The sequence below is a fragment of the Bradyrhizobium sp. USDA 4486 genome (assembly GCF_054057995.1).
The window spans coordinates 1235805-1257947 of record NZ_JBSRZV010000001.1 but is presented as its reverse complement, the minus strand read 5'-3'; the positions used below and the strand labels follow the sequence as shown (position 1 = coordinate 1257947).

Annotated in this window: 23 protein-coding genes and 1 pseudogene; 10 read left to right on the top strand and 14 right to left on the bottom strand. The window is 63.7% G+C overall.

From position 1 onward, the window contains the following. The first annotated feature begins 129 nt into the window (after positions 1 to 129). Positions 130 to 1509 (top strand): group II intron reverse transcriptase/maturase, encoded by a 1380-nt coding sequence (gene ltrA / locus ACVWY3_RS06055; protein ID WP_456837647.1) that lies wholly within the window; start codon positions 130 to 132, stop codon positions 1507 to 1509. Between the two features lie 125 nt (positions 1510 to 1634). Next, positions 1635 to 2702, top strand: coding sequence for a threonine aldolase family protein (locus ACVWY3_RS06050; protein ID WP_456837646.1), 1068 nt, complete (start codon positions 1635 to 1637; stop codon positions 2700 to 2702). 55 nt (positions 2703 to 2757) lie between these two features. Here the strand turns inward: ACVWY3_RS06050 and ACVWY3_RS06045 are convergent, their stop codons facing one another. From ACVWY3_RS06045 to grxD, 4 genes are read right to left on the bottom strand one after another with little or no spacing between them, the layout of a single operon-like run. Then, complete coding sequence (locus tag ACVWY3_RS06045) at positions 2758 to 4041, bottom strand: serine hydrolase domain-containing protein (RefSeq protein WP_456837645.1); 1284 nt, start codon at positions 4039 to 4041, stop codon at positions 2758 to 2760. Further along, positions 4022 to 5308, bottom strand: a complete 1287-nt coding sequence (locus ACVWY3_RS06040) for a serine hydrolase domain-containing protein (RefSeq protein ID WP_456837644.1) — start codon at positions 5306 to 5308, stop codon at positions 4022 to 4024. Before ACVWY3_RS06040 ends, ACVWY3_RS06045 begins: the two co-directional genes overlap by 20 nt. A gap of 46 nt (positions 5309 to 5354) precedes the next feature. Beyond that, positions 5355 to 5906 (bottom strand): O-acetyl-ADP-ribose deacetylase, encoded by a 552-nt coding sequence (locus ACVWY3_RS06035; protein WP_456837643.1) that lies wholly within the window; start codon positions 5904 to 5906, stop codon positions 5355 to 5357. 3 nt (positions 5907 to 5909) lie between these two features. Continuing rightward, positions 5910 to 6236: a Grx4 family monothiol glutaredoxin gene (grxD, locus tag ACVWY3_RS06030; protein WP_027560233.1), complete on the bottom strand. Its 327-nt coding sequence runs from the start codon at positions 6234 to 6236 to the stop codon at positions 5910 to 5912. A 228-nt stretch (positions 6237 to 6464) separates the two neighbouring features. Between grxD and egtB the strand changes: the two genes are divergently transcribed. Together egtB and egtD are read left to right on the top strand one after the other, a co-directional pair. Beyond that, entirely contained in the window at positions 6465 to 7763 is a 1299-nt protein-coding gene (gene egtB / locus ACVWY3_RS06025; RefSeq protein WP_456837642.1) for an ergothioneine biosynthesis protein EgtB, read from the top strand. Between the two features lie 49 nt (positions 7764 to 7812). Next, the gene (gene egtD, locus ACVWY3_RS06020; RefSeq protein ID WP_456837641.1) at positions 7813 to 8784 is read left to right on the top strand and encodes an L-histidine N(alpha)-methyltransferase; all 972 of its coding nucleotides are present in this window, start codon (positions 7813 to 7815) and stop codon (positions 8782 to 8784) included. Between the two features lie 195 nt (positions 8785 to 8979). On the opposite strand, the pseudogene ACVWY3_RS06015 reads toward egtD, so the two are convergent. Together ACVWY3_RS06015 and ACVWY3_RS06010 are read right to left on the bottom strand one after the other, a co-directional pair. Beyond that, positions 8980 to 10183 (bottom strand): annotated as a pseudogene (locus tag ACVWY3_RS06015) (low temperature requirement protein A). A 42-nt stretch (positions 10184 to 10225) separates the two neighbouring features. Next, positions 10226 to 10462, bottom strand: a complete 237-nt coding sequence (locus tag ACVWY3_RS06010) for a BolA family protein (RefSeq protein ID WP_456837640.1) — start codon at positions 10460 to 10462, stop codon at positions 10226 to 10228. A 194-nt stretch (positions 10463 to 10656) separates the two neighbouring features. Between ACVWY3_RS06010 and ACVWY3_RS06005 the strand changes: the two genes are divergently transcribed. Beyond that, on the top strand, positions 10657 to 11016 hold the full coding sequence (locus tag ACVWY3_RS06005) for a DUF427 domain-containing protein (RefSeq protein ID WP_456837639.1): 360 nt from the start codon (positions 10657 to 10659) through the stop codon (positions 11014 to 11016). A 146-nt stretch (positions 11017 to 11162) separates the two neighbouring features. On the opposite strand, the gene ACVWY3_RS06000 is transcribed toward ACVWY3_RS06005, so the two are convergent. After that, positions 11163 to 11336: a DUF1328 domain-containing protein gene (locus ACVWY3_RS06000; RefSeq protein ID WP_456837638.1), complete on the bottom strand. Its 174-nt coding sequence runs from the start codon at positions 11334 to 11336 to the stop codon at positions 11163 to 11165. A 187-nt stretch (positions 11337 to 11523) separates the two neighbouring features. Between ACVWY3_RS06000 and ACVWY3_RS05995 the strand changes: the two genes are divergently transcribed. Further along, a complete protein-coding gene (locus ACVWY3_RS05995) occupies positions 11524 to 12711 on the top strand; it encodes an acyltransferase family protein (protein WP_456837637.1) in 1188 nt (395 codons plus the stop codon). 90 nt (positions 12712 to 12801) lie between these two features. On the opposite strand, the gene purL is transcribed toward ACVWY3_RS05995, so the two are convergent. Beyond that, positions 12802 to 15012 carry a phosphoribosylformylglycinamidine synthase subunit PurL gene (gene purL, locus ACVWY3_RS05990; RefSeq protein ID WP_456837636.1) on the bottom strand — a complete coding sequence of 737 codons (2211 nt, stop codon included), beginning with the start codon at positions 15010 to 15012 and terminating at the stop codon, positions 12802 to 12804. 187 nt (positions 15013 to 15199) lie between these two features. Here purL and ACVWY3_RS05985 point away from each other — a divergent pair, with 187 nt between their 5' ends. Continuing rightward, positions 15200 to 15661, top strand: coding sequence for a PaaI family thioesterase (locus ACVWY3_RS05985; RefSeq protein ID WP_456837635.1), 462 nt, complete (start codon positions 15200 to 15202; stop codon positions 15659 to 15661). A 143-nt stretch (positions 15662 to 15804) separates the two neighbouring features. Here the strand turns inward: ACVWY3_RS05985 and ACVWY3_RS05980 are convergent, their stop codons facing one another. Continuing rightward, complete coding sequence (locus ACVWY3_RS05980; protein ID WP_456837634.1) at positions 15805 to 16401, bottom strand: TetR/AcrR family transcriptional regulator; 597 nt, start codon at positions 16399 to 16401, stop codon at positions 15805 to 15807. A 138-nt stretch (positions 16402 to 16539) separates the two neighbouring features. Between ACVWY3_RS05980 and ACVWY3_RS05975 the strand changes: the two genes are divergently transcribed. Then, positions 16540 to 16938, top strand: a complete 399-nt coding sequence (locus tag ACVWY3_RS05975) for a RidA family protein (RefSeq protein WP_456837633.1) — start codon at positions 16540 to 16542, stop codon at positions 16936 to 16938. Between the two features lie 28 nt (positions 16939 to 16966). On the opposite strand, the gene ACVWY3_RS05970 is transcribed toward ACVWY3_RS05975, so the two are convergent. The 5 genes from ACVWY3_RS05970 to purC are packed head-to-tail and all read right to left on the bottom strand — an operon-like array spanning position 16967 to position 19926. After that, positions 16967 to 17929, bottom strand: coding sequence for a tripartite tricarboxylate transporter substrate binding protein BugD (locus ACVWY3_RS05970; RefSeq protein ID WP_456837632.1), 963 nt, complete (start codon positions 17927 to 17929; stop codon positions 16967 to 16969). Positions 17930 to 17938: 9 nt separating this feature from the next. Next, positions 17939 to 18640 carry a phosphoribosylformylglycinamidine synthase subunit PurQ gene (gene purQ / locus ACVWY3_RS05965; RefSeq protein WP_456837631.1) on the bottom strand — a complete coding sequence of 234 codons (702 nt, stop codon included), beginning with the start codon at positions 18638 to 18640 and terminating at the stop codon, positions 17939 to 17941. After that, positions 18637 to 18891 (bottom strand): hypothetical protein, encoded by a 255-nt coding sequence (locus ACVWY3_RS05960; RefSeq protein WP_456837630.1) that lies wholly within the window; start codon positions 18889 to 18891, stop codon positions 18637 to 18639. The genes purQ and ACVWY3_RS05960 overlap by 4 nt, the downstream gene beginning before the upstream one ends. Positions 18892 to 18902: 11 nt before the next feature. Continuing rightward, the gene (purS, locus tag ACVWY3_RS05955; RefSeq protein WP_456837629.1) at positions 18903 to 19145 is read right to left on the bottom strand and encodes a phosphoribosylformylglycinamidine synthase subunit PurS; all 243 of its coding nucleotides are present in this window, start codon (positions 19143 to 19145) and stop codon (positions 18903 to 18905) included. A gap of 13 nt (positions 19146 to 19158) precedes the next feature. Beyond that, positions 19159 to 19926 carry a phosphoribosylaminoimidazolesuccinocarboxamide synthase gene (gene purC, locus ACVWY3_RS05950; RefSeq protein ID WP_172782948.1) on the bottom strand — a complete coding sequence of 256 codons (768 nt, stop codon included), beginning with the start codon at positions 19924 to 19926 and terminating at the stop codon, positions 19159 to 19161. Between the two features lie 332 nt (positions 19927 to 20258). On the opposite strand from purC, the gene ACVWY3_RS05945 reads away from it, so the two are divergent. After that, entirely contained in the window at positions 20259 to 20582 is a 324-nt protein-coding gene (locus ACVWY3_RS05945) for a DUF1476 domain-containing protein (RefSeq protein WP_456837628.1), read from the top strand. Positions 20583 to 20676: 94 nt separating this feature from the next. After that, positions 20677 to 22107 (top strand): adenylosuccinate lyase, encoded by a 1431-nt coding sequence (gene purB / locus ACVWY3_RS05940; protein WP_456837627.1) that lies wholly within the window; start codon positions 20677 to 20679, stop codon positions 22105 to 22107. Positions 22108 to 22143: the final 36 nt, after the last annotated feature.

The window sequence follows — 22143 nt, the reverse complement described above, 5'->3', positions numbered from 1 at the left end:
CGGGACTGAGGTCGTCGTAAGGCGGCCCGACCGCAGCGCAGAAGTCAGCTGAGGGCATAGTAGGTGGCGTGTGCCGCCGAAGGCCCGAACGGTGGAAGTGGTTAGTAGAGCAACGATCTCGCGCGAGCCATGCGGCAGAAGAATCAGGTCGAACTGAACTTGGGCACCGGAGCAGGCGGTGAAGCCGCAAGCTCCGCCGCCGGAGAGACCGAAGCAAGCGCGGTGAGAGCCAGCCTCGAACGCCCGGCGGTCGCAGGACCGTCGATGGAAGTAGTCGTCGAGCGTGAGAATCTGCAAGCAGCATTGGCGCAAGTGAAGCGCAACAAGGGTGCGGCAGGCGTCGATGGGATGACCGTCGGCGAGCTATCGGCCTATCTGAAGGAGCACTGGCTCACGATCCGCGCCCAGTTGCTTGACGGCACCTATAAGCCACAGCCGGTGCGGCGGGTGGAGATACCGAAGGCGTCGGGCGGCCTGCGGCCGCTCGGCATCCCGACGGTGCTCGACCGCTTCATCCAGCAGGCGGTGATGCAGGTGTTGCAGGCAGATTGGGACGGAACGTTCTCCGAGGCGAGCTTCGGCTTCCGGCCGACCCGCTCGGCGCATCAGGCGGTGGAACGGGCGCAGACCTACATCGCATCCGGTTACGCCGTCGTCGTCGACATCGATCTGGAAAAGTTCTTCGACCGGGTCAACCACGACATCCTGATGGGGCTCATTGCCAAACGGGTCGCTGACAAGCGCCTCCTCAAGCTCATCCGTGGCTTCTTGACTGCGGGTGTGATGGAGGCAGGGCTGGTCAGCCCGACGGAGGAGGGTACGCCGCAAGGCGGACCGCTCTCGCCGCTGTTGTCGAACCTGATGCTGGATGTGCTGGACAAGGAACTGGAGAAACGCGGCCATCGCTTCGTGCGCTACGCCGACGACTGCAATATCTATGTACGCAGTCAGAAGGCGGGCGAGCGGGTGTTGGCCGGCCTCGAACGGTTCCTCGAAAAGCACCTCAAGCTCAAGATCAACAAGGCCAAGAGTGCGGTCGCCAAACCGAGCGTTCGCAAGTTCCTGGGCTTCAGCTTTACCGGCGGAAGTGAACCACCGCGACGGCGCATCGCGCCGCAGGCGCTCGCCCGCTTCAAGGTAAAAGTTCTGGAGCTGACGCGACGCACGTGCGGTCGAAGCCTCGTGCAGATTACCAAGGAGCTGTCAGCCTACCTGATCGGGTGGCGCGGCTACTTCGGCTTCTGCCAAACCCCGTCGGTGTTGCGCGTGCTTGACCGGTGGATCAGGCGGCGGCTGCGCGCCGTCGTCTGGAAGCAATGGAAGTATGGACCCGCTCGCTTCGCCGAGCTGCGACGCCGTGGCGTCGGCCGGGATCTGGCAGCGCAAACTGCCGGCGCCCCGCATGGCCCTTGGCGGCTCGCGAACAGCCCCGCGCTCGCCATTGCTCTGCCAAACAGCTTCTTCGCTTCGCTCGGCTTGGCTTCCGTCACGGGACAGTGGCCTGCATAATCCGCCGAACCGCCGTATACGGACCCGTATGTACGGTGGTGTGGGAGGGGAGGAGTCGCGAGACTCCCCCCTATCCCGATTAAGAGCCACACTTGAGTGGCCTTCATGCCTTCAGGAGGCGTCGCATGCTCTACACCCCTCCCCCCATCGATCCCAAGGCACCGCCGGTGCGCATCAATCTGCTGTCGGACACGCAAACGAAACCAACGGCTGGGATGCGCGAGGCGATGGCGCGGGCGGAGGTCGGTGACGAGCAGGTCGGCGACGATCCGACCGTGAATGCGCTATGCGAGCGCGTTGCGGACCTCCTCGGGAAGGAAGCGGCCGTATACATGCCCTCCGGCACGATGTGCAACGTCACCGCGACGCTGGTGCATTGCCGTCCTGGCGACGAGATCTTGGCGCATGAGACCGCGCACATCATCGCCCGCGAAGGCGGCGCGCATGCCGCGATCGGCGGTTTTCAGGTGACGCAGCTCAAGGGCCCCGACGGCCAGTTCACGCCGGAGACCTTTCGCGAGGCGTTGCACCCGCGCACGCGCTACCAGCCGCCGCAGACCGTGGTCAGTGTCGAGCAGACCGCCAATATTGGCGGCGGCACGATCTGGAAGAAGGCCGCACTCGACGAGATCGTCGCGATCGCGAAGCAGCACGGCCTCATCACCCACATGGACGGCGCGCGCCTGCTCAACGCCACGGTCGCGAGCGGCATCTCCCCGCGCGACATGACCGCGGGCTGGGATTCGGCCTGGATCGACTTCTCAAAGGGCTTAGGCGCGCCGATCGGCGGTGTGCTCGCGGGCACGCGCGCCTTCATCGATGCGGTCTGGCAGTGGAAGCAGCGCCTCGGCGGCTCCATGCGGCAGGCCGGAATCTGCGCGGCGGCCTGCATCTATGCGCTCGATCATCACGTTGAGCGCCTTGCCGACGATCACGCCAATGCGCGCACGCTCGCCCGCGGTCTGTCGCAGATCGCAGGCATCGAGGTGCAGGAGCCCGAGACCAATCTCGTGTTCTTCAAGCCTGACGGCGCGGGCATTCCCGGCGACAAGATGGTGGCGGCGCTGCGCCAGCGCGGCGTCGCGCTCGCGATGATGGACGGCCGTATCCGCGCCTGCACCCATCTCGACGTCAATGCGAGCCAGGTCGAGGAGACCATCGGGCACGTCCGCGAGATCGTGCGCGCGGCGTAGCCAAAGCGTTTTCAAGCTACCGGTTCGCGTCAAGAAAACGCGTCGAAGCAAGAATCTACCGCCCCATCGCCTGATAGATCAGCGTCTTCAGTGCGAGCTGGATCCGGCCGCGCTGCGACGGCGTCTGCACCATGAAGATCCCGAACAGATCGTCCTCGGGATCGATGAAGAAAAACGTGCCGCCGACCCCGTCCCAGCGATATTCGCCGAGCGGCCATGAGGTGCCTGATGGCACCGAGGTGCGCACCGCGAAGCCGAGGCCGAAGCCGCTCGTCCCGCCCGGATAATAGTTCTGGTCGCGCCCGATCCTGGTCTCGGGGCCGATGTGGTCCGACGTCATCAGCGCGATGGTCTCGGGCTTGAGATAGCGCCGGCCGTCATACGTGCCGCGGTTCAGCAGCATCTGCGCGAAACGGGCGTAGTCACCGATCGTGCCGACCATGCCGCCGCCGCCCGATTCCCATTTCAGCGGCAGCCGGATATCGCGAACCTGCGTCGTCGGATTGATGTTGCGATCCGCCGGCATCGGCTCGGCAATGCGCGCGAACTTTTTGGGATCGGCGACGAAGAACGCGGTTTCGCTCATGCCGAGCGGATCGAGCAGCCGCTCCTTCTCGAACTGGAGCAGCGTCTTCCCTGACACCACCTCAATGACGCGGCCGAGCACGTCGGTGGAATAGCCGTAATCCCACATCGTGCCGGGCTGCTCGACCAGCGGCAGCGTGGCGATCTTCGCGGCAAACTCGGCATTGCTGAGATTGCTGTTGAAGAGATTGGCCTCGGCATAGAGCTCGCGCACCATGCCGCCGCCGACATAGCCGTAAGGCAGCCCGGAGGTGTGGCGCATCAGATCTTTGATCGTGACCGGGCGATTCACCGGCTCCATCACCAGCGAAACCTTGCCGTCCTCGGCCTTCGTCTCGACGCCGACCTTCATCTTGCCAAAGGCCGGAATATATTTGGCGACGGGATCGTCGAGCGAGAGCTTGCCCTCCTCGACCAGCATCATCGCCACGACTGATGTGATCGGCTTCGACATCGAGTAGAGGCGGAAGATCGTGTCCGCGCTCATCGACAGCTCGGTCGCAACGTCGCGGACGCCGAAATTCTCGTAATAGACCGGCTTGCCGTGCTGCTGGAGCAGCAGGATCGCGCCCGGAAACGTCCCCGCGGCGATCTCGCTCCGGATGTAGTCGGAGACCTTTGCCAAACCTTCGGGCGAGAGATTGTGCGCGACGCGCCCCACCGAGCCCGCCTGCGCACCGACTGCACAAGACAAAAGGACGAGCGCCGCAATCAGCGTGCGGCGCCCGAACGTGTCAATTCTCCATGGCTTCATAGACCAACTGCTTCAATGTCCGCTGCACGCGCTGGCGCTCGGTGGGGGTCTGCTCGAGCAGGACGAAGAACATGTCCTGCTTGGGGTCGATCACGAAGTAGCAGCCGGAGGCGCCGTCCCACTTCAATTCCCCGAGATCGCCGGGCGGCGGCGGCTTTGCGTTGCCGGGATCGGTGCGGACGGCAAGGCCGAGGCCGAAGCCAAAGCCGTCGCCGGGGAAATAGAAATAGTCGCGATCAACGCCCGATTTCGGGCCGATCTGGTCGGTCACCATCAGCTTGAACGTCTCCGGCTTGAGGATGGTCTTGCCATCGAGACTGCCGCCGTTGAGCAGCATCTGCGCGAAGCGCTCATAGTCGGCCATGGTCGTGACCATGCCGCCGCTGGCGAACTGGATCTTCTTGACGACGGTCGGATCGTTGATGCGGCCGACGCGGAAATCGCTGTCGTTCGGCACCGGCTGCGCCAGCAGCTTCTGCTTCTCGGGAGCGGTGACGAAAAAGCCTGTATCGACCATGCCGAGCGGATCGAGCAGCTTCTCCCGCATGATGTCGATCAGCGGCTTGCCGGCCGCGACTTCCATCACGCGCGCCAGAATGTCGGTAGAGTGGCCGTATTGCCAGAGCGCGCCCGGCTGATTGTGCAGCGGCAGCTTGGCGATGCGCTCGGCGAACTCGGCGAGGTCGAAATCGCCGTCATAGATCTTGGCGTCGCGATAGGCCTTGCGCACCAGGCTGTCGCCGTAGAAGCCGTAGGTGACGCCGGAAGTATGCGTCATCAGATCCTTCACCGTCATCGGGCGGTTCGGCGGCACCAGCTCGAGCGACCTGGTGCCGTCCTCGGCCTTTTTCTCGACGCCGACCTTCACATTGGCAAAGGACGGAATGTATTTCGAGACGGGGTCGTCAAGGTTGATCTTGCCGTCCTCGACCAGCTGCATCGCGACCACTGAGGTGATCGCCTTGGTCATCGAGAACAGGCGGAAGATCGTCTTGTCGGTGATCGGCGCCTTGCTGACGACGTCCTGCACGCCGAAGGCCTCGCGATAGACCGGCTTGCCGTGCTGTTTGATCAGCACGGTTGCACCGGCGATCTTGCCGGCCGCAACCTCGTTCTTGAAGAACTCGCTGATCCTGCCGAGCTTCTCCTGGTTGAAATGCGCGCCGGCCGGAATCTCGTAGGTGCCCTCGGCGCGCGCGAACGACATCGCACTCAGCGACACCAGCGCGCTGCAAACCAGCGCACGCAGTCCAGAATTTGAAATCATATCCCCTCCCCGGAACCCGACCAGCCGGAGTGTACCGGCCGCGCCATCAGGCACAAGGGCTGCCGTAGCGCGCCAGAACGTCGGCGTGGAGGGCGGCGCTTGCCTCGGAGAAACAACAGAATATGACGCGGGTGACCGCCGGCGCAGCCGGAAGTGCTTCTATGGTGGCATGGACCGCGATCTTCGCGGCCCGGTCGGCCGGGAAGCGATAAACACCGGTCGAGATCGCGGGGAATGCCACCGAAGTCAGCTCGTGCTCGCCGCACAGCTCGATCGAACGGCGATAGCAGGAGGCGAGCAGGTCGTCCTCGCCGATTGTGCCGCCGTTCCAGACCGGCCCGACGGTGTGGATCACATGCGCAGCCTTGAGCCGGTAGCCTTTGGTGATCTTGGCATCGCCGGTCGGGCATCCGCCGAGCGTCCTGCACTCGGCAAGAAGCTCAGGCCCGGCGGCCCGATGGATCGCACCATCGACGCCGCCGCCGCCAAGGAGCGAAGAATTTGCGGCGTTGACGATCGCGTCAACGCCAAGCGTGGTGATGTCAGCGACGATCACCTCAAGCTCCGCGCCGCCAATCCGGCGCGTCAGCGCGGTCACACCTCAGGCCGCGACGGCGACGCCCTTCTCGGTGAAGAGCTGCTGCAATTCGCCGGCCTGGAACATCTCGCGGACGATGTCGCAGCCGCCGATGAACTCGCCCTTCACATAGAGCTGCGGGATGGTCGGCCAGTTCGAATATTCCTTGATGCCGTTGCGCAGCTCGGCGGATTCGAGAACGTTGAGGCCCTTATAGCCGACGCCGATGTGGTCGAGGATCTGGACGACCTGGCCGGAGAAACCGCACTGCGGAAATTGCGGCGTGCCTTTCATGAACAGAACCACGTCGTTCGACTTCACTTCGTTGGCGATGAATTCCTCGATGCTCATATCCGTGTCCTTCTGGGGCGGAGCCCTCAACGATTCCCTCGGGCCGGCTCAGCCGATCTAACCCGATCCTTGGCTATATATGTAGCCCAAACCGTTGTGCATCCAAAGCAAAATGGCGGCGACGGCCGGCCGAACCGGCTCCCGGCCGATGGGCTGATGACACTAATATTAACGGCGAGGAGGACTTTTATCCCGTAACGGAGGCCCCATCTAGGACGAACCTCGGTTTTGGAACCGGCCAACGCCAACAACGTTCTCTTGTTCTGTCTGGAGAAAAACGTGACGAAAACAGCCTCCGCTACGGCCACTACCCCGCTTTCGTCACCGTCCTCCGCCCCCGGCAACCTCGCCCAGCGGCTCCAGGACGCGTTCGCGGCCGTCCGCAACGAAACCGAGCGCCGGGCCGGCCCGCTATCGCCCGAGGACCAGCAGATCCAATCCATGCCGGATGCGAGCCCGGCGAAATGGCATCGGGCCCACACCACCTGGTTCTGGGAGCAATTTCTGCTCGGCGAGCATGTCCCTGGCTACAGGCCCTTCCACCCTGACTTCGCGTTCCTGTTCAATTCCTATTACGTCAGCGCCGGCCCGCGTCATGCGCGCAATCATCGCGGCGACATCACCCGTCCCAGCGCGGACGAGGTCGGCGCCTACCGCCGCCATGTCGATGCGGCGGTCGTCAAATTCTTCCGCGAGGCCGGTGAGGACAAGCTTCGCTCCGTCGCGCCGCTGGTCGAGGTCGGGCTCAACCACGAACAGCAGCATCAGGAATTGATGTTCACCGATATCCTCCACGCCTTCGCGCAGAACCCGGTCTACCCGGCCTATGATCCGGACTGGCGCTTTCCGCCTGCGACACGCACCGGCGACGACTGGCTGACGCTCAACGAAGGCATCCACACCGTCGGCCATGTCGACGACAGCTTCCATTTCGACAATGAGAAGCCGGCGCACCGCGCCCTCGTCGGCCCGGTCAAGATCGCCCGCAATCTCGTCACCAACGCCGAATGGCTCGCCTTCATGCGCGAGGGCGGCTATCGGACCGCAACGCTGTGGCTGATGGATGGCTTTGCGGCGGCCAGCAAGGAAGACTGGCAGGCGCCTGGCCATTGGCGCGAGGTCGATGGCGGATGGCAGGTGATGACCCTCGCCGGCCTCAAGCCGGTCGATCCCGACGCGCCGGTCTGCCACGTCAGCTATTACGAAGCCGATGCCTACGCGCGCTGGGCCGGCAAGCACCTGCCGACCGAGATGGAATGGGAGGTCGCGGCGCGCACGGGCCAGCTCAATGATGCGTTCGGCATCGTCTGGCAATGGACGCGATCTTCGTACTCGCCCTACCCCGGCTACCGCGCCATCGAAGGCGCACTCGGGGAATACAACGGCAAGTTCATGGTCAACCAATTGGTGCTGCGCGGCTCCTCGCTTGCAACTCCCGAGGGCCACAGCCGTATCACCTATCGCAACTTCTTCTATCCGCACCACCGCTGGCAGTTCACGGGGCTGCGGCTCGCCGATTACGTCTAGTTCTTATCCGACGACAATGCGCGCCGGACAGCGCGTTCAGGAGAGTATCATGAATGTGCACGCCAGCGCTTTGGCCGAAGCCCATTTGCCCGACGAGCAGACCACCGCTTTCGCCCGCGAGGCCATCGAGGACCTCTCGCAGCAGCCGAAAAAACTGTCGCCGAAGTATTTCTACGATGCGACCGGCTCGGAGCTGTTCGAGGCGATCACCAAGCTGCCGGAATATTACCCGACTCGCATCGAGCTATCGATCCTGAAGGAGCGCGGCAGCGAGATCGCAAAAATCATTCCGGAGCATGCCGCGCTGGTCGAGTTCGGCGCCGGCGCGACCACGAAGGTCCGCCTGCTGCTCAATCATTGCAAGTTCGCTGCCTATGTGCCCGTCGACATCTCGGGCGACTTCCTCAAGGCGCAGGTCAACGGCCTGAAGCGGGATTTTCCGGCGCTCGGCATCTATCCGGTCGCAGCCGACTTCACCACGCCATTCGAGCTGCCGAAGGCGGTCGCGACGATGCCCAAGGTCGGCTTCTTCCCCGGCTCGACCATCGGCAATTTCGAGCCTCATGATGCGCAGGGCTTCCTGAAGAGCGCCCGCCAGATCCTCGGCAAGGGCGCCCAGATGATCATCGGTGCCGACCTCGAGAAGGACGAGCGCGTGCTCTTCGACGCCTATAATGACGCTGCCGGCGTCACCGCGCGCTTCAACCTCAATGTTCTCGTGCGCATCAACCGCGAGCTCGGTGGCAATTTCGACCTCTCCGCCTTCACCCACCGCGCGATCTACAATCGCGAGCGGCACCGCATCGAGATGCATCTGATCAGCAAGAAGAGCCAGACCGTGCGCCTGCTCGGCACCAGTTTCTCGTTCCGCCCGGGCGAGAGCATCCACACGGAGAACAGTTATAAATACAGCATCGAGCGCTTCGCCGCGCTGGCGCAGGGCGCCGGCTGGCGGGTGCGCGAGAGCTGGACGGATGCAGCCAAGATGTTTTCGGTGCATGCGCTGGAGGTGGCGGAGTAGACGCTCGGACACTGCGGCGCATCCTTCGAGACGCCCGCTTAGGCGGGCTCCTCAGGATGAGGACGGAGTGTGCGGCGGCAGCTTCAACGGGCGCTGACGCGAATTAGCCTCATCCTGAGGAGACCGCCACCGGGTCCGCGCTAAGCGTGGCCCGGTGTCAGGCTCAGCGGTCGTCTCGAAGGACGAGGCGCTTGCTCACGCGGGTTCCGAGTCCTCAACCTCCTCCGCCTTCGACCCCAGCGACACCGACTCCCACACCGCGACCACGATCAAGATCAGGCTGGTCGCAACCGACAGCCAGAGCGGCGACAGATCGGCGGCGAACCACCACAGCGCCAGCAGCAGGATGATGCCAATGCCGTGCGAGAGCTGGAGGAAGCCGCGGATCGAATGCTTGAACAGGATGGTGCCGACCAGGAACACCAGCGGACCGCCGATCGTGCTCACGATGGTGCGGACGTCGGAATGGCCGGTCGGGTGCTTGAGCACCAGCTCGTCCGAGACCGCGGTCAGGATGATGCCGGCGACGATCGGCGTGTGCAGGTAGGTGTAGGCGAGCCGGGCCAGGCGGCCGGATTCGGCGGATTTCGAGATGCGTTCGGAGCCGGCCTCGGCCCCCTTGTGGAAATAGACCCACCACATCGCGATGCTGCCGACCAGCGCCGAGACGAAGCCAAGGATGTTGTCGGCGGTCCACTCCAGCTCGGCGAAGGTGGCGCCGTTGACGACGATGGCCTCGCCGAGCGCGATGATGATGAAGCCGGCGCAGCGTTCGGCCATGTGGCCGCCCTCGACGGCCCAGGCCTCCACCGACGAGAATCCCAGCTTCGGGACCCAGAAGCGGACCGCCGGCGAGACGTATTCGATCGTCAGCGCCGCGATCCAGAACCACAGCCGCTGCTGCCCGTGCGCGAGGCCACCGAGGATCCAGAACACCGCGGAGCCGCAGAGCCAGACCAGGATGCGGATCGCGTTGTGCCGCACCGCGGTGCGGTGGCGCGGGGTCGCGAACATCCAGAACGCGGTGCGTCCAACCTGCATGGTCGCGTAGGCGAGCGCGAACCACAGGCCCCGGCCCTCGAACGCGGTCGGGATCGTCGTCGACAGCACGAGCCCACCCAGCATCATCAGGAAGAGCAGGATGCGGAACCGGCGTCAGCTCGGGATTGAGCCAGTTGGTGACCCAGGCGGTGTAGACCCACACCCACCATACCGCCAGAAACAGCAGTGTGACCTCGACCGCGCCGAGCGGCGTGAAATGGTGCAGCAGCGTGTGCGAGACCTGCGTGATCGCAAACACGAAGACGAGGTCGAAGAACAGCTCGGCATTGGTGACGCGGCTGTGCTGGTTCGGCACGATGACGCGAAACATCGCGCCGCGCGGATTGTCCGCAGCCATCATCGTGCCCTCGGTCGCGAAATCAGGTCAGGTGCAATTCGGTCAAGTACTTGGCACCCCGGTCTGCAGCGCGAGCGCATGCAGCACGCCGCCCATCTGGCCGCGCAGGGACTGATAGACGATCTGGTGCTGCTGGACGCGGGACTTGCCGCGGAAGGATTCGGAGATCACGGTCGCGGCATAGTGATCGCCATCGCCAGCGAGGTCACGGATGGTCACCTCGGCATCGGGGATTGCTGCCTTGATCATCGCCTCGATATCGTGGGCGTCCATGGGCATTCGGGTCTAGCTCCTTAATCTCGGCTTGGATCAGCCTCACCGTCGAATCGCTGCCGGGGTCCCCTCGCCGGCAAGGGCAAACTTAGCGTGATCGGGCTTCTGCGTCACGCGTTCCGGCACTATATCCCTCGTGCCATCAGGATAAAGGCACGACAAAGTGCCGCGCGGCAGATTGATCGAAAAGGCGTGAAATCATGAAGCTTCCAGGGCCCGACCACCCCATCACCATCAGCCAAAACCCCCGACGCGTCCGCGTCACGGCGGGCGATATCGTGATCGCCGAGACCAGCAGGGCGCTGACCCTGAAGGAGGCGAAATATCCGGCAGTGCAATATGTGCCGCGGGAGGACACCAACATGGCGCTCCTGGAGCGCACCGACCGCGTCACCCACTGCCCCTACAAAGGGGACGCGAACTATTACAGCGTCAAGGCCGACGGCAAGACGCTGGACAACGCGATCTGGACCTACGAGACGCCCTACCCCGCGATGACCGAGATTTCCGGCCATCTCGCCTTCTATCCGGACAAGGTGAAGATCGAGGAAGTGGGGTAATTGCCTCGCACGCCGCCGTCATGGCCGGGCCTTGTCCCGGCCATCCACATTCTTGGCCGCAATCGATAAGACGTGGATGCCCGGGTCAAGCCCGGGCACGACGACTGAGCGTGCTGACGCAGACCGGCTGCGCCCACGCAACCCTGCTAGGCCCTGAAGACCGTGAGCCCTAATATCAGCAGCACCAGGAAGATCACGACGAAGATATAGAACAGGAAGCGGGCGATGTCGGCGGAGGCGGCCGAGATGCCGGTGAAGCCGAGCACGCCGGCCACGATCGAGACGAGTAGGAAAATCAGCGCCCATTTCAGGATCGTCATTGCCAGCTCCGAAATAGCTGCCGCTCGTCGCGGCCCCGTCAAGCCCATTCGCGAAGGCTAACTTCGCTGCCCGGAACTGGTTCCTAATGTCGCCACGGGCTGACCTACCGCCTAAACTGCCCTTGCTGAATCGAGTTCCCGGCGGCACAGTCCAGCCGGGAGCAGGAACGCGATCGGGGCGGCCACGATGACGATGTCACATTCAGCGACGATCGGCGCAGAGGTGCATGCCGCGCCGAAGAGCAAGGCGCGCAATTTGGCGATCGATCGCGCCCGCACCTTCCTCACTCTGGTGGTGCTGCTGCATCACGCGGTGATCCCCTATACCTATTTCGGTCATACCGATCCGAAGTACTTCTTCGGCTTCGACATGATCGTGCTCGCCACCGACAGTTTCTTCATGGCGATGTTCTTCTTCCTGTCGGGACTGTTCGCCTGGTCCGGTATCGCCCGGAAGGGACCGTTGAACTATTTGCAGGATCGCCTGCTTCGACTCGCGCTGCCATTCGTGATCTGCGCCTTCACGGTTATTCCGCTCGCCTATTACGCCATCTCACTTCGGCAGCATCCCGAGATCGGCTTTTCGGAATATTATTGGAATATGATCACGAAGGGCCCGTGGCCGAGCGGTCCGGTCTGGTTTCTCTGGGTCTTATTCGGCTTCGACCTGGTTGCCTGCCTGCTGTACCGGCTGTCGCCCAATCTGCTCGATCCAATCAATCGCCTCTCGCTATACGGTCGCCGTCGGCCCGCCGCGTTCTTCGCAGTCATGCTTGCCGTGACCGCGGCCTTCTACATTCCCGGGCGGGTTCACTTCGGAGCAAGCAGTTGGTTCGAGTTCGGGCCGTTCTCGGTCCAGCACGGGCGCGTGATGCTCTACGCGACCTATTTCTTTTTCGGTGCCGGCATTGGCGTTGCGCAAATGGATCGCGGGCTGCTCGCCGTCGACGGCCGGATGGCGAAGGTCAGCTGGGACTGGATGGTGCTGACGATCGTTCCGTATTGCCTCTTGTGGGGACTGATCTTTATCAAGCGCGAAATACTGGGCAATCCGACGCCGTTGCCGGACTGGTATGAAGCGCTCTATGCCATCTGCTTCACTGTCTTCAGCGTAGCCATCATGTTTCTGATCCTGGCCTTTTTCCAGAGGTTCAAGCAATCAGGTTCAGCCAAGTTGCTCGATCCAATGCAGAGCGACGCGTATGGCATGTTCCTGGTGCACTATCCGATCGCACTGTGGCTGCAATACTGGCTGTTCGACTATGATCTGCCAGCGATCGCCAAGGCGACGATCGGGTTCGTGCTGACAGTCGCGTTCAGTTGGGCGCTAACGCGCGCCTTGCGCCAGATCCCCGGGGCAACGAACGTGCTGTGATTGAGCCTAGCCATTCCGGGGCGATGCGTAGCATCGAACCCGGAATCTCGTGATTCCGGGTTCGCGCTTTCGCGCGCCCCGGAATGACCCTCAGGCCGCCTTCCCGCTCATATACTCAGGCAGCCAGCGCTCGAACGACTTCCGAAGCGCGTCGATCGTAACCGGCGCCTCGCCCGCGATCGCGATGGCATCGCCACCGGTGGTGCCGATGCGCACGCAGGGCACCTCGCAGCCGCGCATCTTGGCGAGCACGCGGCCGGCTTCCGTTTCCGGCACGGTGACGAGATAGCGCGCCTGGTCCTCGCCGAACCAATAGGCCTGGGGGACCAGCGCGGTCGGCGCCGCCAGCAGCTTGGCGCCGATGCCGCCCGCGATCGCCATTTCGGCAAGCGCGATCAGCAGGCCGCCGTCGGAGAGGTCGTGCACGGCGGTCGCGGTGCCCGCATGGATCATTCCGCGCACGCAGTCACCATTGCGCTTCTCCGCGGCGAGATCGACCGGCGGCGGCGCGCCCTCCTCGCGGCCGCAGATGTCGCGCAAATAAACCGACTGGCCGAGCCAGCCGTGGGTTTCGCCGATCAACAGGATCGCCTCGCCTTCGGCCTTGAACGCGAGCGAGGCCGACTTGGTGAAGTCGTCGAGCAGGCCGACACCGCCGATCGACGGTGTCGGCAGGATCGCGCGGCCGTTGGTCTCGTTGTAGAGCGAGACATTGCCGGAGACGACCGGGAAATCCAGCGTGCGGCAGGCTTCCGAGATGCCCTTCAGGCAGCCGACGAACTGGCCCATGATCTCGGGCCGCTCAGGATTGCCGAAGTTGAGATTGTCGGTGATCGCGAGCGGCTTGCCGCCGACCGCGGTGATGTTGCGCCAGGCTTCCGCCACCGCCTGCTTGCCGCCTTCGAACGGATCGGCCTCGCAATAGCGCGGCGTGACGTCGACGGTGAGCGCGAGGCCCTTCGGACCGTCCTGCACGCGCACCACCGCGGCATCGCCGCCAGGACGCTGCACGGTGTTGCCGAGGATGACGTGATCGTACTGCTCCCACACCCAGCGCTTGCTGCACATATCGGGCGTGCCGATCAGCTTCTCCAGCGCAGCACCGACACCCATCGGCGCCGGTACGTCCCGCGCATGCACGATCGGCAGCGCGGCCGAGGGGATATGCGGGCGGTCATAGACCGGCGCCTCGTCGCCGAGCTCCTTGATCGGAAGGTCAGCCATGACGTCGCCGCCATGCTTGACCACGAAGCGCTTGCTCGGCGTGGTGTAGCCGACCACGGCGAAGTCGAGGCCCCACTTCTTGAAGATGGCCTCGGCTTCCTGTTCCTTCTCGGGCTTGAGAACCATGAGCATGCGCTCTTGACTCTCCGAGAGCATCATCTCGTAGGCGCTCATACCGGTCTCGCGGGTCGGCACCGCATCGAGATCGAGATCGACGCCGAGGTCGCCCTTGGCGCCCATCTCCACCGCCGAGCAGGTCAGACCGGCCGCGCCCATGTCCTGGATCGCGATGACGCAGCCCTTCTCCATGATCTCGAGGCAGGCCTCGAGCAGCAGCTTTTCGGCGAAGGGGTCGCCGACCTGCACCGTCGGGCGCTTCTCCTCGGATTTGTCGTCGAACTCGGCCGAGGCCATCGAGGCGCCGTGGATGCCGTCGCGCCCCGTCTTGGAGCCGAGGTAGACGATCGGCATATTCACGCCGGAGGCGGCCGCATAGAAGATCTTGTCCGCGTCGGCGAGGCCCACCGCCATCGCGTTGACGAGGATGTTGCCGTCATAGCGGGTGTGGAAGCGCACCTGGCCGCCGACCGTCGGCACGCCGAAGGAATTGCCATAGCCGCCGACGCCTGCGACCACGCCGGAGACGAGATGGCGCGTCTTGGCGTGCTCGGGCGCGCCGAAGCTCAGCGCATTCAGGCAGGCGATCGGCCGTGCGCCCATGGTGAAGACGTCGCGCAAGATGCCGCCGACGCCGGTGGTCGCGCCCTGATAGGGCTCGATGTAGCTCGGGTGGTTGTGGCTCTCCATCTTGAAGACGACGGCCTGGCCGTCGCCGATGTCGATCACGCCGGCATTCTCGCCGGGCCCCTGGATCACCCAGGGCGCCTTGGTCGGCAGGCCGCGCAGATGGATGCGCGAGGACTTGTACGAGCAGTGCTCGTTCCACATCGCCGAGAAGATGCCGAGCTCGGTGAAGGTCGGCTCCCGCCCAATCAGCTTCAGGATGCGCTCATATTCGTCGGGCTTGAGCCCGTGGGCGGCAACCAGTTCGGGGGTGATCTTCGGTTCATTCTTCATGGCTTCAGGGGCTTTCGGCGGCGTTTGGCCGTTCTTAGGAACATCGGATGGCTTCGAAAAGCCCTTTATGACGCATTTTCCCGCTGTCCCACGTTTTGCGGCCGAGGGCCTTCTCGGGAACAGGAATTGCATTGCGCGAACGGATCGGATCTAAGGGCTCAAGACCCGCAATTGAAGGCCTATTTCCTTGCACGAATTGACCAAACCGCTCCCGCCCCGCCGCCCCGACCTCCACGTCGCCGCCGAGGGGGAGTTTGCCGGCTGGCGGACCTGGATTCGCGACAGTTTTGAGTCCCATGTCGGGCCCTTCTGGCACCGGATCGAACAGGATGGCAGCGTCCGCTGTGCCTTCAGGGTCGAGAAGAAGCACCTCAACGGCTCGGGCAACGTCCACGGCGGCTGCTACATGGCCTTTGCCGACTATTCGCTGTTCGCGATCGCCACCCACGAGCTGGATGGCAGGGCCGTGACCACCAATTTCGCCTGCGAATTCCTCGATGCGGCACGGGAGGGCGAGTTGATCGAATGCACCGGTGAGGTGAGCCGGGCCGGCGGCTCGCTGATCTTCCTGCGCGGCAAGATGATGTCCGGCGGACGGGCGCTGTTCACCTTCTCGGGCACGATCAAGCGGATGAAGCGGAAGGCGTAACAGCAGGCAAACGCATCGCGCGACGCCTTCCCTTTGCGCGCCCGGATGCGAAGCAATTAATAACCCACCGACGCGAAGAGCCGAACCGCTCGCGACCTGGCAGTTGATCAACTCGATCTTCCCAGCCTGGAGATCACCAGGCGTCAAATGGGCTTGAGCAACAATCCGCTGGCCAATTCCCGAAAGGCTTCAACGGCCTTGTTCAGCACGGATGGCGGATCGTCGGCTGCGGCGACCCATAGCGCTGCGCTCAGCGCGGCTCCGTTCAGCAGTCGTCCTGCCGCTTCGACATCAACCGGCTTCACGAGCCTCTCTTCGATGAGTGACCGGATCGTTCGCATGGTGATATCTAGGCAGGCGTTCTCACCGGGCCACTTCGATGGATCACCGAGTACTGCGGGTCCATCCAAAAGCATGATGCGCTGAATTTCAGGATCGAGCGCCATTTCGATATAGGCGGAGCCCTCTGCGAGTAGGCCTTGCCACAAGGTGGGCGCTTGCTCCCGTACCGCGCGCAGCCGCTCCGCCATTTCGCCATCGATCTGCTCGACGACGGCCCAGAGCAGCCCCTTCTTGTCTTCGAAATTGTGATACAGCGCGCCCCGCGTCAGCCCCACCGAGGCCGTCAGCTCATCCATCGAAGCGTCTGCATAACCTTGCGTGGCGAATGCCTTACGCGCGGCGCCGATGAGCTTGGCCCGATTTTCCGCCATGGCTGCGGCGCGCTTTCCCTCGGCCATGCTCGCTCCATTTTCCAGTTGACATACGCCACGTATGTGAGTGATATCTCGCATACGAAGCGTATATGAACGATGCCACGGCCGGCGCCGTAAGGCAATTCGGCCGTCTTTCCGGTGTTTTTTCGAAAGGCTCAAAACATGCCCCAGCCCGAGGCCATCTTTCCCGCTAACCGCCATGCACTTTACGAAGCGCACCGCTACTCGGCTGCCATCCGGTCCGGCGACTTGCTGTTCGTCTCGGGGCAGGTCGGTAGTCGCGAGGACGGCTCACCCGAGCCGGTTTTCCAGCACCAAGTCCGGCGTGCGTTTGCCAATTTGCGCGCCGTGCTCGCAGCGGCCGGATGCACGCTGGACGATGTGGTTGACGTCACCACGTTTCACACCGATCCTGAGAAGCAGATCGAAACCGTGATGGCTGTCCGTAGCGCGGAGATCGGCGACGCGCCCTATCCGAACTGGACGGCTGTCGGCGTGAATTGGCTTGCCGGGTTCGACTTCGAGATCAAGGTCGTCGCCCGGATTCCTTCAGCTGCGTAAGGTCGCTTCCCGCCAATGCGGGAGCCGCCTATTGCTTGGCATCATCCGCCAGCATCTTGCGATACTTCTCGACGTCGCGCATCACCAGCTTCTGGAGAATTTCGGGCGTGTGCTCGTCGGGATCCGGCGCGACGGTCGACAGGTCGGCAAAGCGCTTCTTCACCGCCTCCGTTTCCACGGCGGTGCGGGCGGCAGCATTGAGTTTTGCGATGATGGCGGGCGGCGTGCCCTTCGGCGCGAACAGGCCGTTCCAGCCCTGCGCCTCGAAGTCGGGCAGCCCGGCTTCGGCCGACGTCGGCAGCTCCGGCAGTGTCGCGAGCCGCACGGTCGAGCCGACGACCAGACCCTTCACCAGCTTCTCGTTGATCGACTGCGAGACAGAGGCCGCCGCGTCGCAGACGCCGTCGATCTGGCTGCCGACCGCATCGGTGAGCGCGGGCGCGGCGCCGCGATAGCCGACCAGCGTCGCGTCGATCCCCGCCGCGGTAACGAAGCTCTTGCAGATCAGGTAATTCGAGGAGCCGACCCCGGCATGGCCGAGATTGATCTTGCCGGGATTGGCCTTGGCATAGGCGATGAACTCTTTCAGATCCTTCGCCGGAAAATCCTTGCGCAGCGCGATGATGCCGAACGTCTTCGCCACCATTGCGATCGGCACGAAGGAGTCGGGCGTGAATGGCAGCTTTGGATAGATCGTGTAGGTCGCGGCATTGGTGCCGGCATTGCCGATCGCGATGGTGTAGCCGTCAGGCTCGGCGCGCGAGGCGCGGGCCAGCGCGGTCGAGCCGCCGGCGCCCGCGACATTCTCGATCACGATGGTCTGGCCGAGCGCGATGCCCATCTGCTCGGCCACCGTGCGCGCGATCACGTCCGAGGTGCCGCCGGCCGCGAACGGCACGATCATGGTGATCGGACGCTTGGGAAAGTCCTGCGCGAATGCCGCCGTCGCAAACGCAATGACCACGGCGGCGGCCGACAGCCGCTTCAACACGAACCGGGATCACGCGGCCTTTTCCAGGTGTGCGGTGAGGCCGGCGAACAGGCCGCGGCCGTCGGTGCAGCCCATGATGTCTTCGACGTGATTTTCGGGATGCGGCATCATGCCGAGCACATTGCCCCCCTCGTTGATGATCCCGGCGATGGAATGCGCCGCGCCGTTAATGTTGTTGGCCTCGTCGACCACGCCGTCGGCCGAGCAGTAGCGATAGAGCACCCGCCCCTCGCCTTCGAGCCGCTTGATGGTCTCTTCATCTGCTTCGTAATTGCCCTCGCCATGGGCGACGGGCACGCGGATCACCTGACCGGCATTGTAGCCGCGGGTGAACGGCGTGTCGGAGCGCTCTACGCGCAGATGCACGTCCTTGCAGATGAATTTCAGCCGCGCATTGCGCATCAGGATGCCCGGCAGCAGGCCGGACTCGCACAGGATCTGGAAACCGTTGCAGACGCCGAGCACCAGCCCGCCCTTGCCCGCATAATCGCGCACCGCATCCATCACCGGCGACCGCGCCGCGATCGCGCCACAACGCAGATAGTCGCCGTAGGAGAACCCGCCCGGCACGACGACGAGATCGGTGCCCGCCGGCAGCGACGTCTCGGCGTGCCAGACCATCGCGGGCTCACGGCCAGAGACGAGCTTCAGCGCACGAGCCATGTCGCGCTCGCGATTGATTCCGGGGAAGACGAGGATGGCGGCTTTCATTGTGCGGGTGCGTCATTCAGTTCGAGGCGAGTTTCAATACGGTCCAAGCGAGTTTCGTGGCGGACTAGGGTGGCATGAATGCTCGAAATCTCCTGAAAAACGCTGGTGATTTCGTGGCGGATGCCAGTCTGGGACGTTCGCATGGGCTGCATTTCTTGCTTGAGGTCGTCGATCTTTCCATCGACCTGCGTAAGCCGCGCTTGGATCGACTTCATCACCTCGAACATCAATTCCGGTGTGACGTCGGCCATGCTGCCGGTCCCTATGCCTTCATCTCGATGGCGTAGTTCTCGATCACGGTGTTCGCCAAGAGCTTGTCGGCGGCTTCCTTGAGCGCCGCCTCCGCCTTGGCCTTATCGGCGCCGGCGAGCTCGATGTCGAACACCTTGCCCTGGCGGACGCTGGCGACGCCGTCGACGCCGAGCGACTTCAGCGCGCCTTCGATGGCCTTGCCTTGCGGATCGAGGATGCCGTTCTTCAGGGTAACGGTGACACGTGCCTTCACGTCAAAATCCTCTTCAGCTCTTCACCAGCACGGGACCCGTGCCCTGCGGACGCTCGTTCTCCATGAGGATGCCGAGGCGCTTTGCGACTTCCGTGTAGGCCTCGAGCAGGCCACCGAGATCTCTGCGGAAACGGTCCTTGTCGAGCTTCTCGTTCGACTTGATGTCCCACAGACGGCAGCTATCCGGCGAGATCTCGTCGGCGACGATGATGCGCATCATCTCGTTCTCGAACAGGCGGCCGCACTCCATCTTGAAATCGACGAGGCGGATGCCGATGCCGAGGAAGAGGCCGGTGAGGAAGTCGTTGACGCGGATGGCGAGCGCCATGATGTCGTCGATCTCCTGCGGCGTCGCCCAGCCAAAGGCGGTGATGTGCTCTTCCGACACCATGGGGTCGTTGAGCTGGTCGTTCTTGTAATAGAACTCGATGATCGAGCGGGGCAGCTGCGTGCCCTCCTCGATGCCGAGGCGCTGCGACAGCGAGCCGGCGGCGACGTTCCGCACCACCACTTCCAGCGGCACGATCTCGACCTCGCGAATCAGCTGCTCGCGCATGTTGAGGCGGCGGATGAAATGGGTCGGCACCCCGATGTCATTGAGGTGCTGAAACAGGTACTCCGAGATCCGGTTGTTGAGGACACCCTTGCCCTCGATCACCTGATGCTTTTTGGCATTGAACGCGGTGGCGTCGTCCTTGAAGTGCTGGATCAGGGTACCGGGCTCGGGACCTTCATAGAGTACCTTTGCCTTGCCTTCATAAATACGACGCCGACGGCTCATGGGGATGTACCGTGTTTTGTTGAAATCCATGTATTTGGTGTGCTCCGGTTACCAGGTTACGACCCACAGCGGAGCTGCCGTGAACGGCCGGGAACCAGTCTATAACCCCAAGGAAACCTGAGGAAACAGAACGGGAACCAAGCCTTCAGGCAACCTATCCGATTGGCTGTCGCAGCACAATCGATCCGGTCCATCCGACGCTGACTTATACCGCCTTGCCTGCGGCTTAACGGCTCGTTGTTTTGCCGATTCCTGCCCTCTATCTAGGCATGCACGTGGGCCATCGCAACGAGGCGGACCGGGGCCCGGAAAGCGAAGGAATTGGAAGAGGCATGAGCGAAATCAACAAGCGCGAGGAAGGCTTTGAGAAGAAGTTCGCCCTCGACGAGGAGCAGAAGTTCAAGGCGGAAGCCCGCCGCAACCGGCTGCTTGGGCTGTGGGCGGCCGAAAGGCTCGGAATCACCGGCGAGGCCGCCACGGCCTATGCCAAGGAGGTCGTCGCAGCCGATTTCGAGGAGGCCGGCGATGGCGACGTCCTGCGCAAGGTGATGGGCGATTTCGCCGCAAAGAACGTGGCGATCACCGAACAGGCGATTCGGGCCAAGATGAGCGAGCTGCTCGCGGTCGCGGCCGCCGAGGTGAAAGCCGGGACATAAGGCGACAGGAAGCGGCGAACGACGTTGTCAACCCCGTTCGCCGCCTCCCGCATAACAACTTGCGGCAAGGCCCGGTCAATGCCAAATGAGCGGCATGCCTCAGGATCAAATCTCGAACGTCCTCGCCGAACGCTATGCCTCGCCCGCGATGCGCGCCATCTGGAGCGGCGAAGGCAAGGTTCGCCTCGAACGCGACTATTGGATCGCCGTGCTGAAGGGTCAGCGCGATCTCGGCATCCCGGTGCCGGATGGCGTGATCGAGGCTTACGAGCGCGTCAAGGACCAGGTCGACCTCGCCTCGATCATGCGCCGCGAGCGCATCACCCGCCACGACGTCAAGGCGCGGATCGAGGAGTTCTGCGATCTCGCCGGTCACGAGCACCTGCACAAGGGCATGACCAGCCGCGACCTCACCGAGAATGTCGAGCAGCTCCAGGTCTATCGCGGGCTGCAGCTGATCGAGACCAAGAGCATCGCCGCGCTGATCCGGTTTGCCAGGCACGCAAAGCAGCTGCGCGACGTGCCGTTCACGGCGCGCACGCACAACGTCGCCGCGCAGGTCACCACGCTCGGCAAGCGCGTCGCGATGTTCGGCGAAGAGATGCTGCTGGCGCATCAGAGCCTCGTCAACGTGCTGAACACCTATCCCGCGCGCGGCCTGAAGGGCGCGGTCGGCACACGGCTCGACCAGATCACTTTGTTCAACGGCGACGCCGGCAAGGCCCGCGCCCTCGAACAGCGCATCCTCGTCCATCTCGGCCTGCCCAGGAGTTTCGATGCCGTCGGCCAGGTCTATCCGCGCAGCCTCGACTTCCGCGCCGTCAGCGTGCTAGTCGATCTCGCCAGCGGCCCCGGCAGCTTCGCCAAGACGCTGCGCCTGATGGCCGGCCATGAGCTCGCCAGCGAAGGTTTTGCCAAGGGCCAGGTCGGCTCCTCCGCGATGCCGCACAAGATGAACAGCCGCTCCTGCGAGCGCATCAACGGCCTGCATGTGGTGCTGAAGGGCTATCTCGCGATGGCCGCGGGCCTTTCCGGTGACCAGTGGAACGAGGGCGACGTCTCCTGCTCCGTGGTCCGCCGCGTCATGCTGCCCGACGCCTTCCTCGCCATGGACGGCCTGCTCGAGACCCTGCTCTCGGTGCTCGACCAGATGGAGATTTTCGACGCGGTCGTCGCGACCGAGCTCAACCGTTATCTGCCCTTCCTGCTGACCACCACGGTGATGATGGAAGCGGTGAAGAAGGGCGCGGGGCGCGAAGGCGCGCACGAGGCGATCAAGGAGCATGCGGTCGCGGCCATCCGCGACCTGCGCACCGGAAAGATCGTGCAGAACGACCTGTTGCAGCGTCTCGCTGCCGACCAGCGTCTTGGCCTCAGCGAAGCCGAGCTGCAGCGCGTGCTCGATCACGGCCGCGCCAATTCCGGCGATGCCGGCGCGCAGGTCGATCATTTCGCCGAGCAGGTCGATGCGCTGGCAAAAGCGAAGCCCGAGGCGGCCAGCTACGCGCCGGGCGCGATTTTGTAAGCGAATAGTGAGTGGCGAGTAGCGAATAGGAAAAGT

Coding starts and splice junctions, on each gene's coding strand:
- ltrA (WP_456837647.1), top strand. CDS start 130: ATGCGGCAGAAGAATCAGGTCGAACTGAACTTGGGCACCGGAGCAGGC.
- ACVWY3_RS06050 (WP_456837646.1), top strand. CDS start 1,635: ATGCTCTACACCCCTCCCCCCATCGATCCCAAGGCACCGCCGGTGCGC.
- ACVWY3_RS06045 (WP_456837645.1), bottom strand. CDS start 4,041: ATGAAGCCATGGAGAATTGACACGTTCGGGCGCCGCACGCTGATTGCG.
- ACVWY3_RS06040 (WP_456837644.1), bottom strand. CDS start 5,308: ATGATTTCAAATTCTGGACTGCGTGCGCTGGTTTGCAGCGCGCTGGTG.
- grxD (WP_027560233.1), bottom strand. CDS start 6,236: ATGAGCATCGAGGAATTCATCGCCAACGAAGTGAAGTCGAACGACGTG.
- egtD (WP_456837641.1), top strand. CDS start 7,813: ATGAATGTGCACGCCAGCGCTTTGGCCGAAGCCCATTTGCCCGACGAG.
- ACVWY3_RS06010 (WP_456837640.1), bottom strand. CDS start 10,462: ATGCCCATGGACGCCCACGATATCGAGGCGATGATCAAGGCAGCAATC.
- ACVWY3_RS06005 (WP_456837639.1), top strand. CDS start 10,657: ATGAAGCTTCCAGGGCCCGACCACCCCATCACCATCAGCCAAAACCCC.
- ACVWY3_RS06000 (WP_456837638.1), bottom strand. CDS start 11,336: ATGACGATCCTGAAATGGGCGCTGATTTTCCTACTCGTCTCGATCGTG.
- ACVWY3_RS05995 (WP_456837637.1), top strand. CDS start 11,524: ATGACGATGTCACATTCAGCGACGATCGGCGCAGAGGTGCATGCCGCG.
- purL (WP_456837636.1), bottom strand. CDS start 15,012: ATGAAGAATGAACCGAAGATCACCCCCGAACTGGTTGCCGCCCACGGG.
- ACVWY3_RS05980 (WP_456837634.1), bottom strand. CDS start 16,401: ATGGCCGAGGGAAAGCGCGCCGCAGCCATGGCGGAAAATCGGGCCAAG.
- ACVWY3_RS05975 (WP_456837633.1), top strand. CDS start 16,540: ATGCCCCAGCCCGAGGCCATCTTTCCCGCTAACCGCCATGCACTTTAC.
- purQ (WP_456837631.1), bottom strand. CDS start 18,640: ATGAAAGCCGCCATCCTCGTCTTCCCCGGAATCAATCGCGAGCGCGAC.
- ACVWY3_RS05960 (WP_456837630.1), bottom strand. CDS start 18,891: ATGGCCGACGTCACACCGGAATTGATGTTCGAGGTGATGAAGTCGATC.
- purC (WP_172782948.1), bottom strand. CDS start 19,926: ATGAGCCGTCGGCGTCGTATTTATGAAGGCAAGGCAAAGGTACTCTAT.
- ACVWY3_RS05945 (WP_456837628.1), top strand. CDS start 20,259: ATGAGCGAAATCAACAAGCGCGAGGAAGGCTTTGAGAAGAAGTTCGCC.
- purB (WP_456837627.1), top strand. CDS start 20,677: ATGCCTCAGGATCAAATCTCGAACGTCCTCGCCGAACGCTATGCCTCG.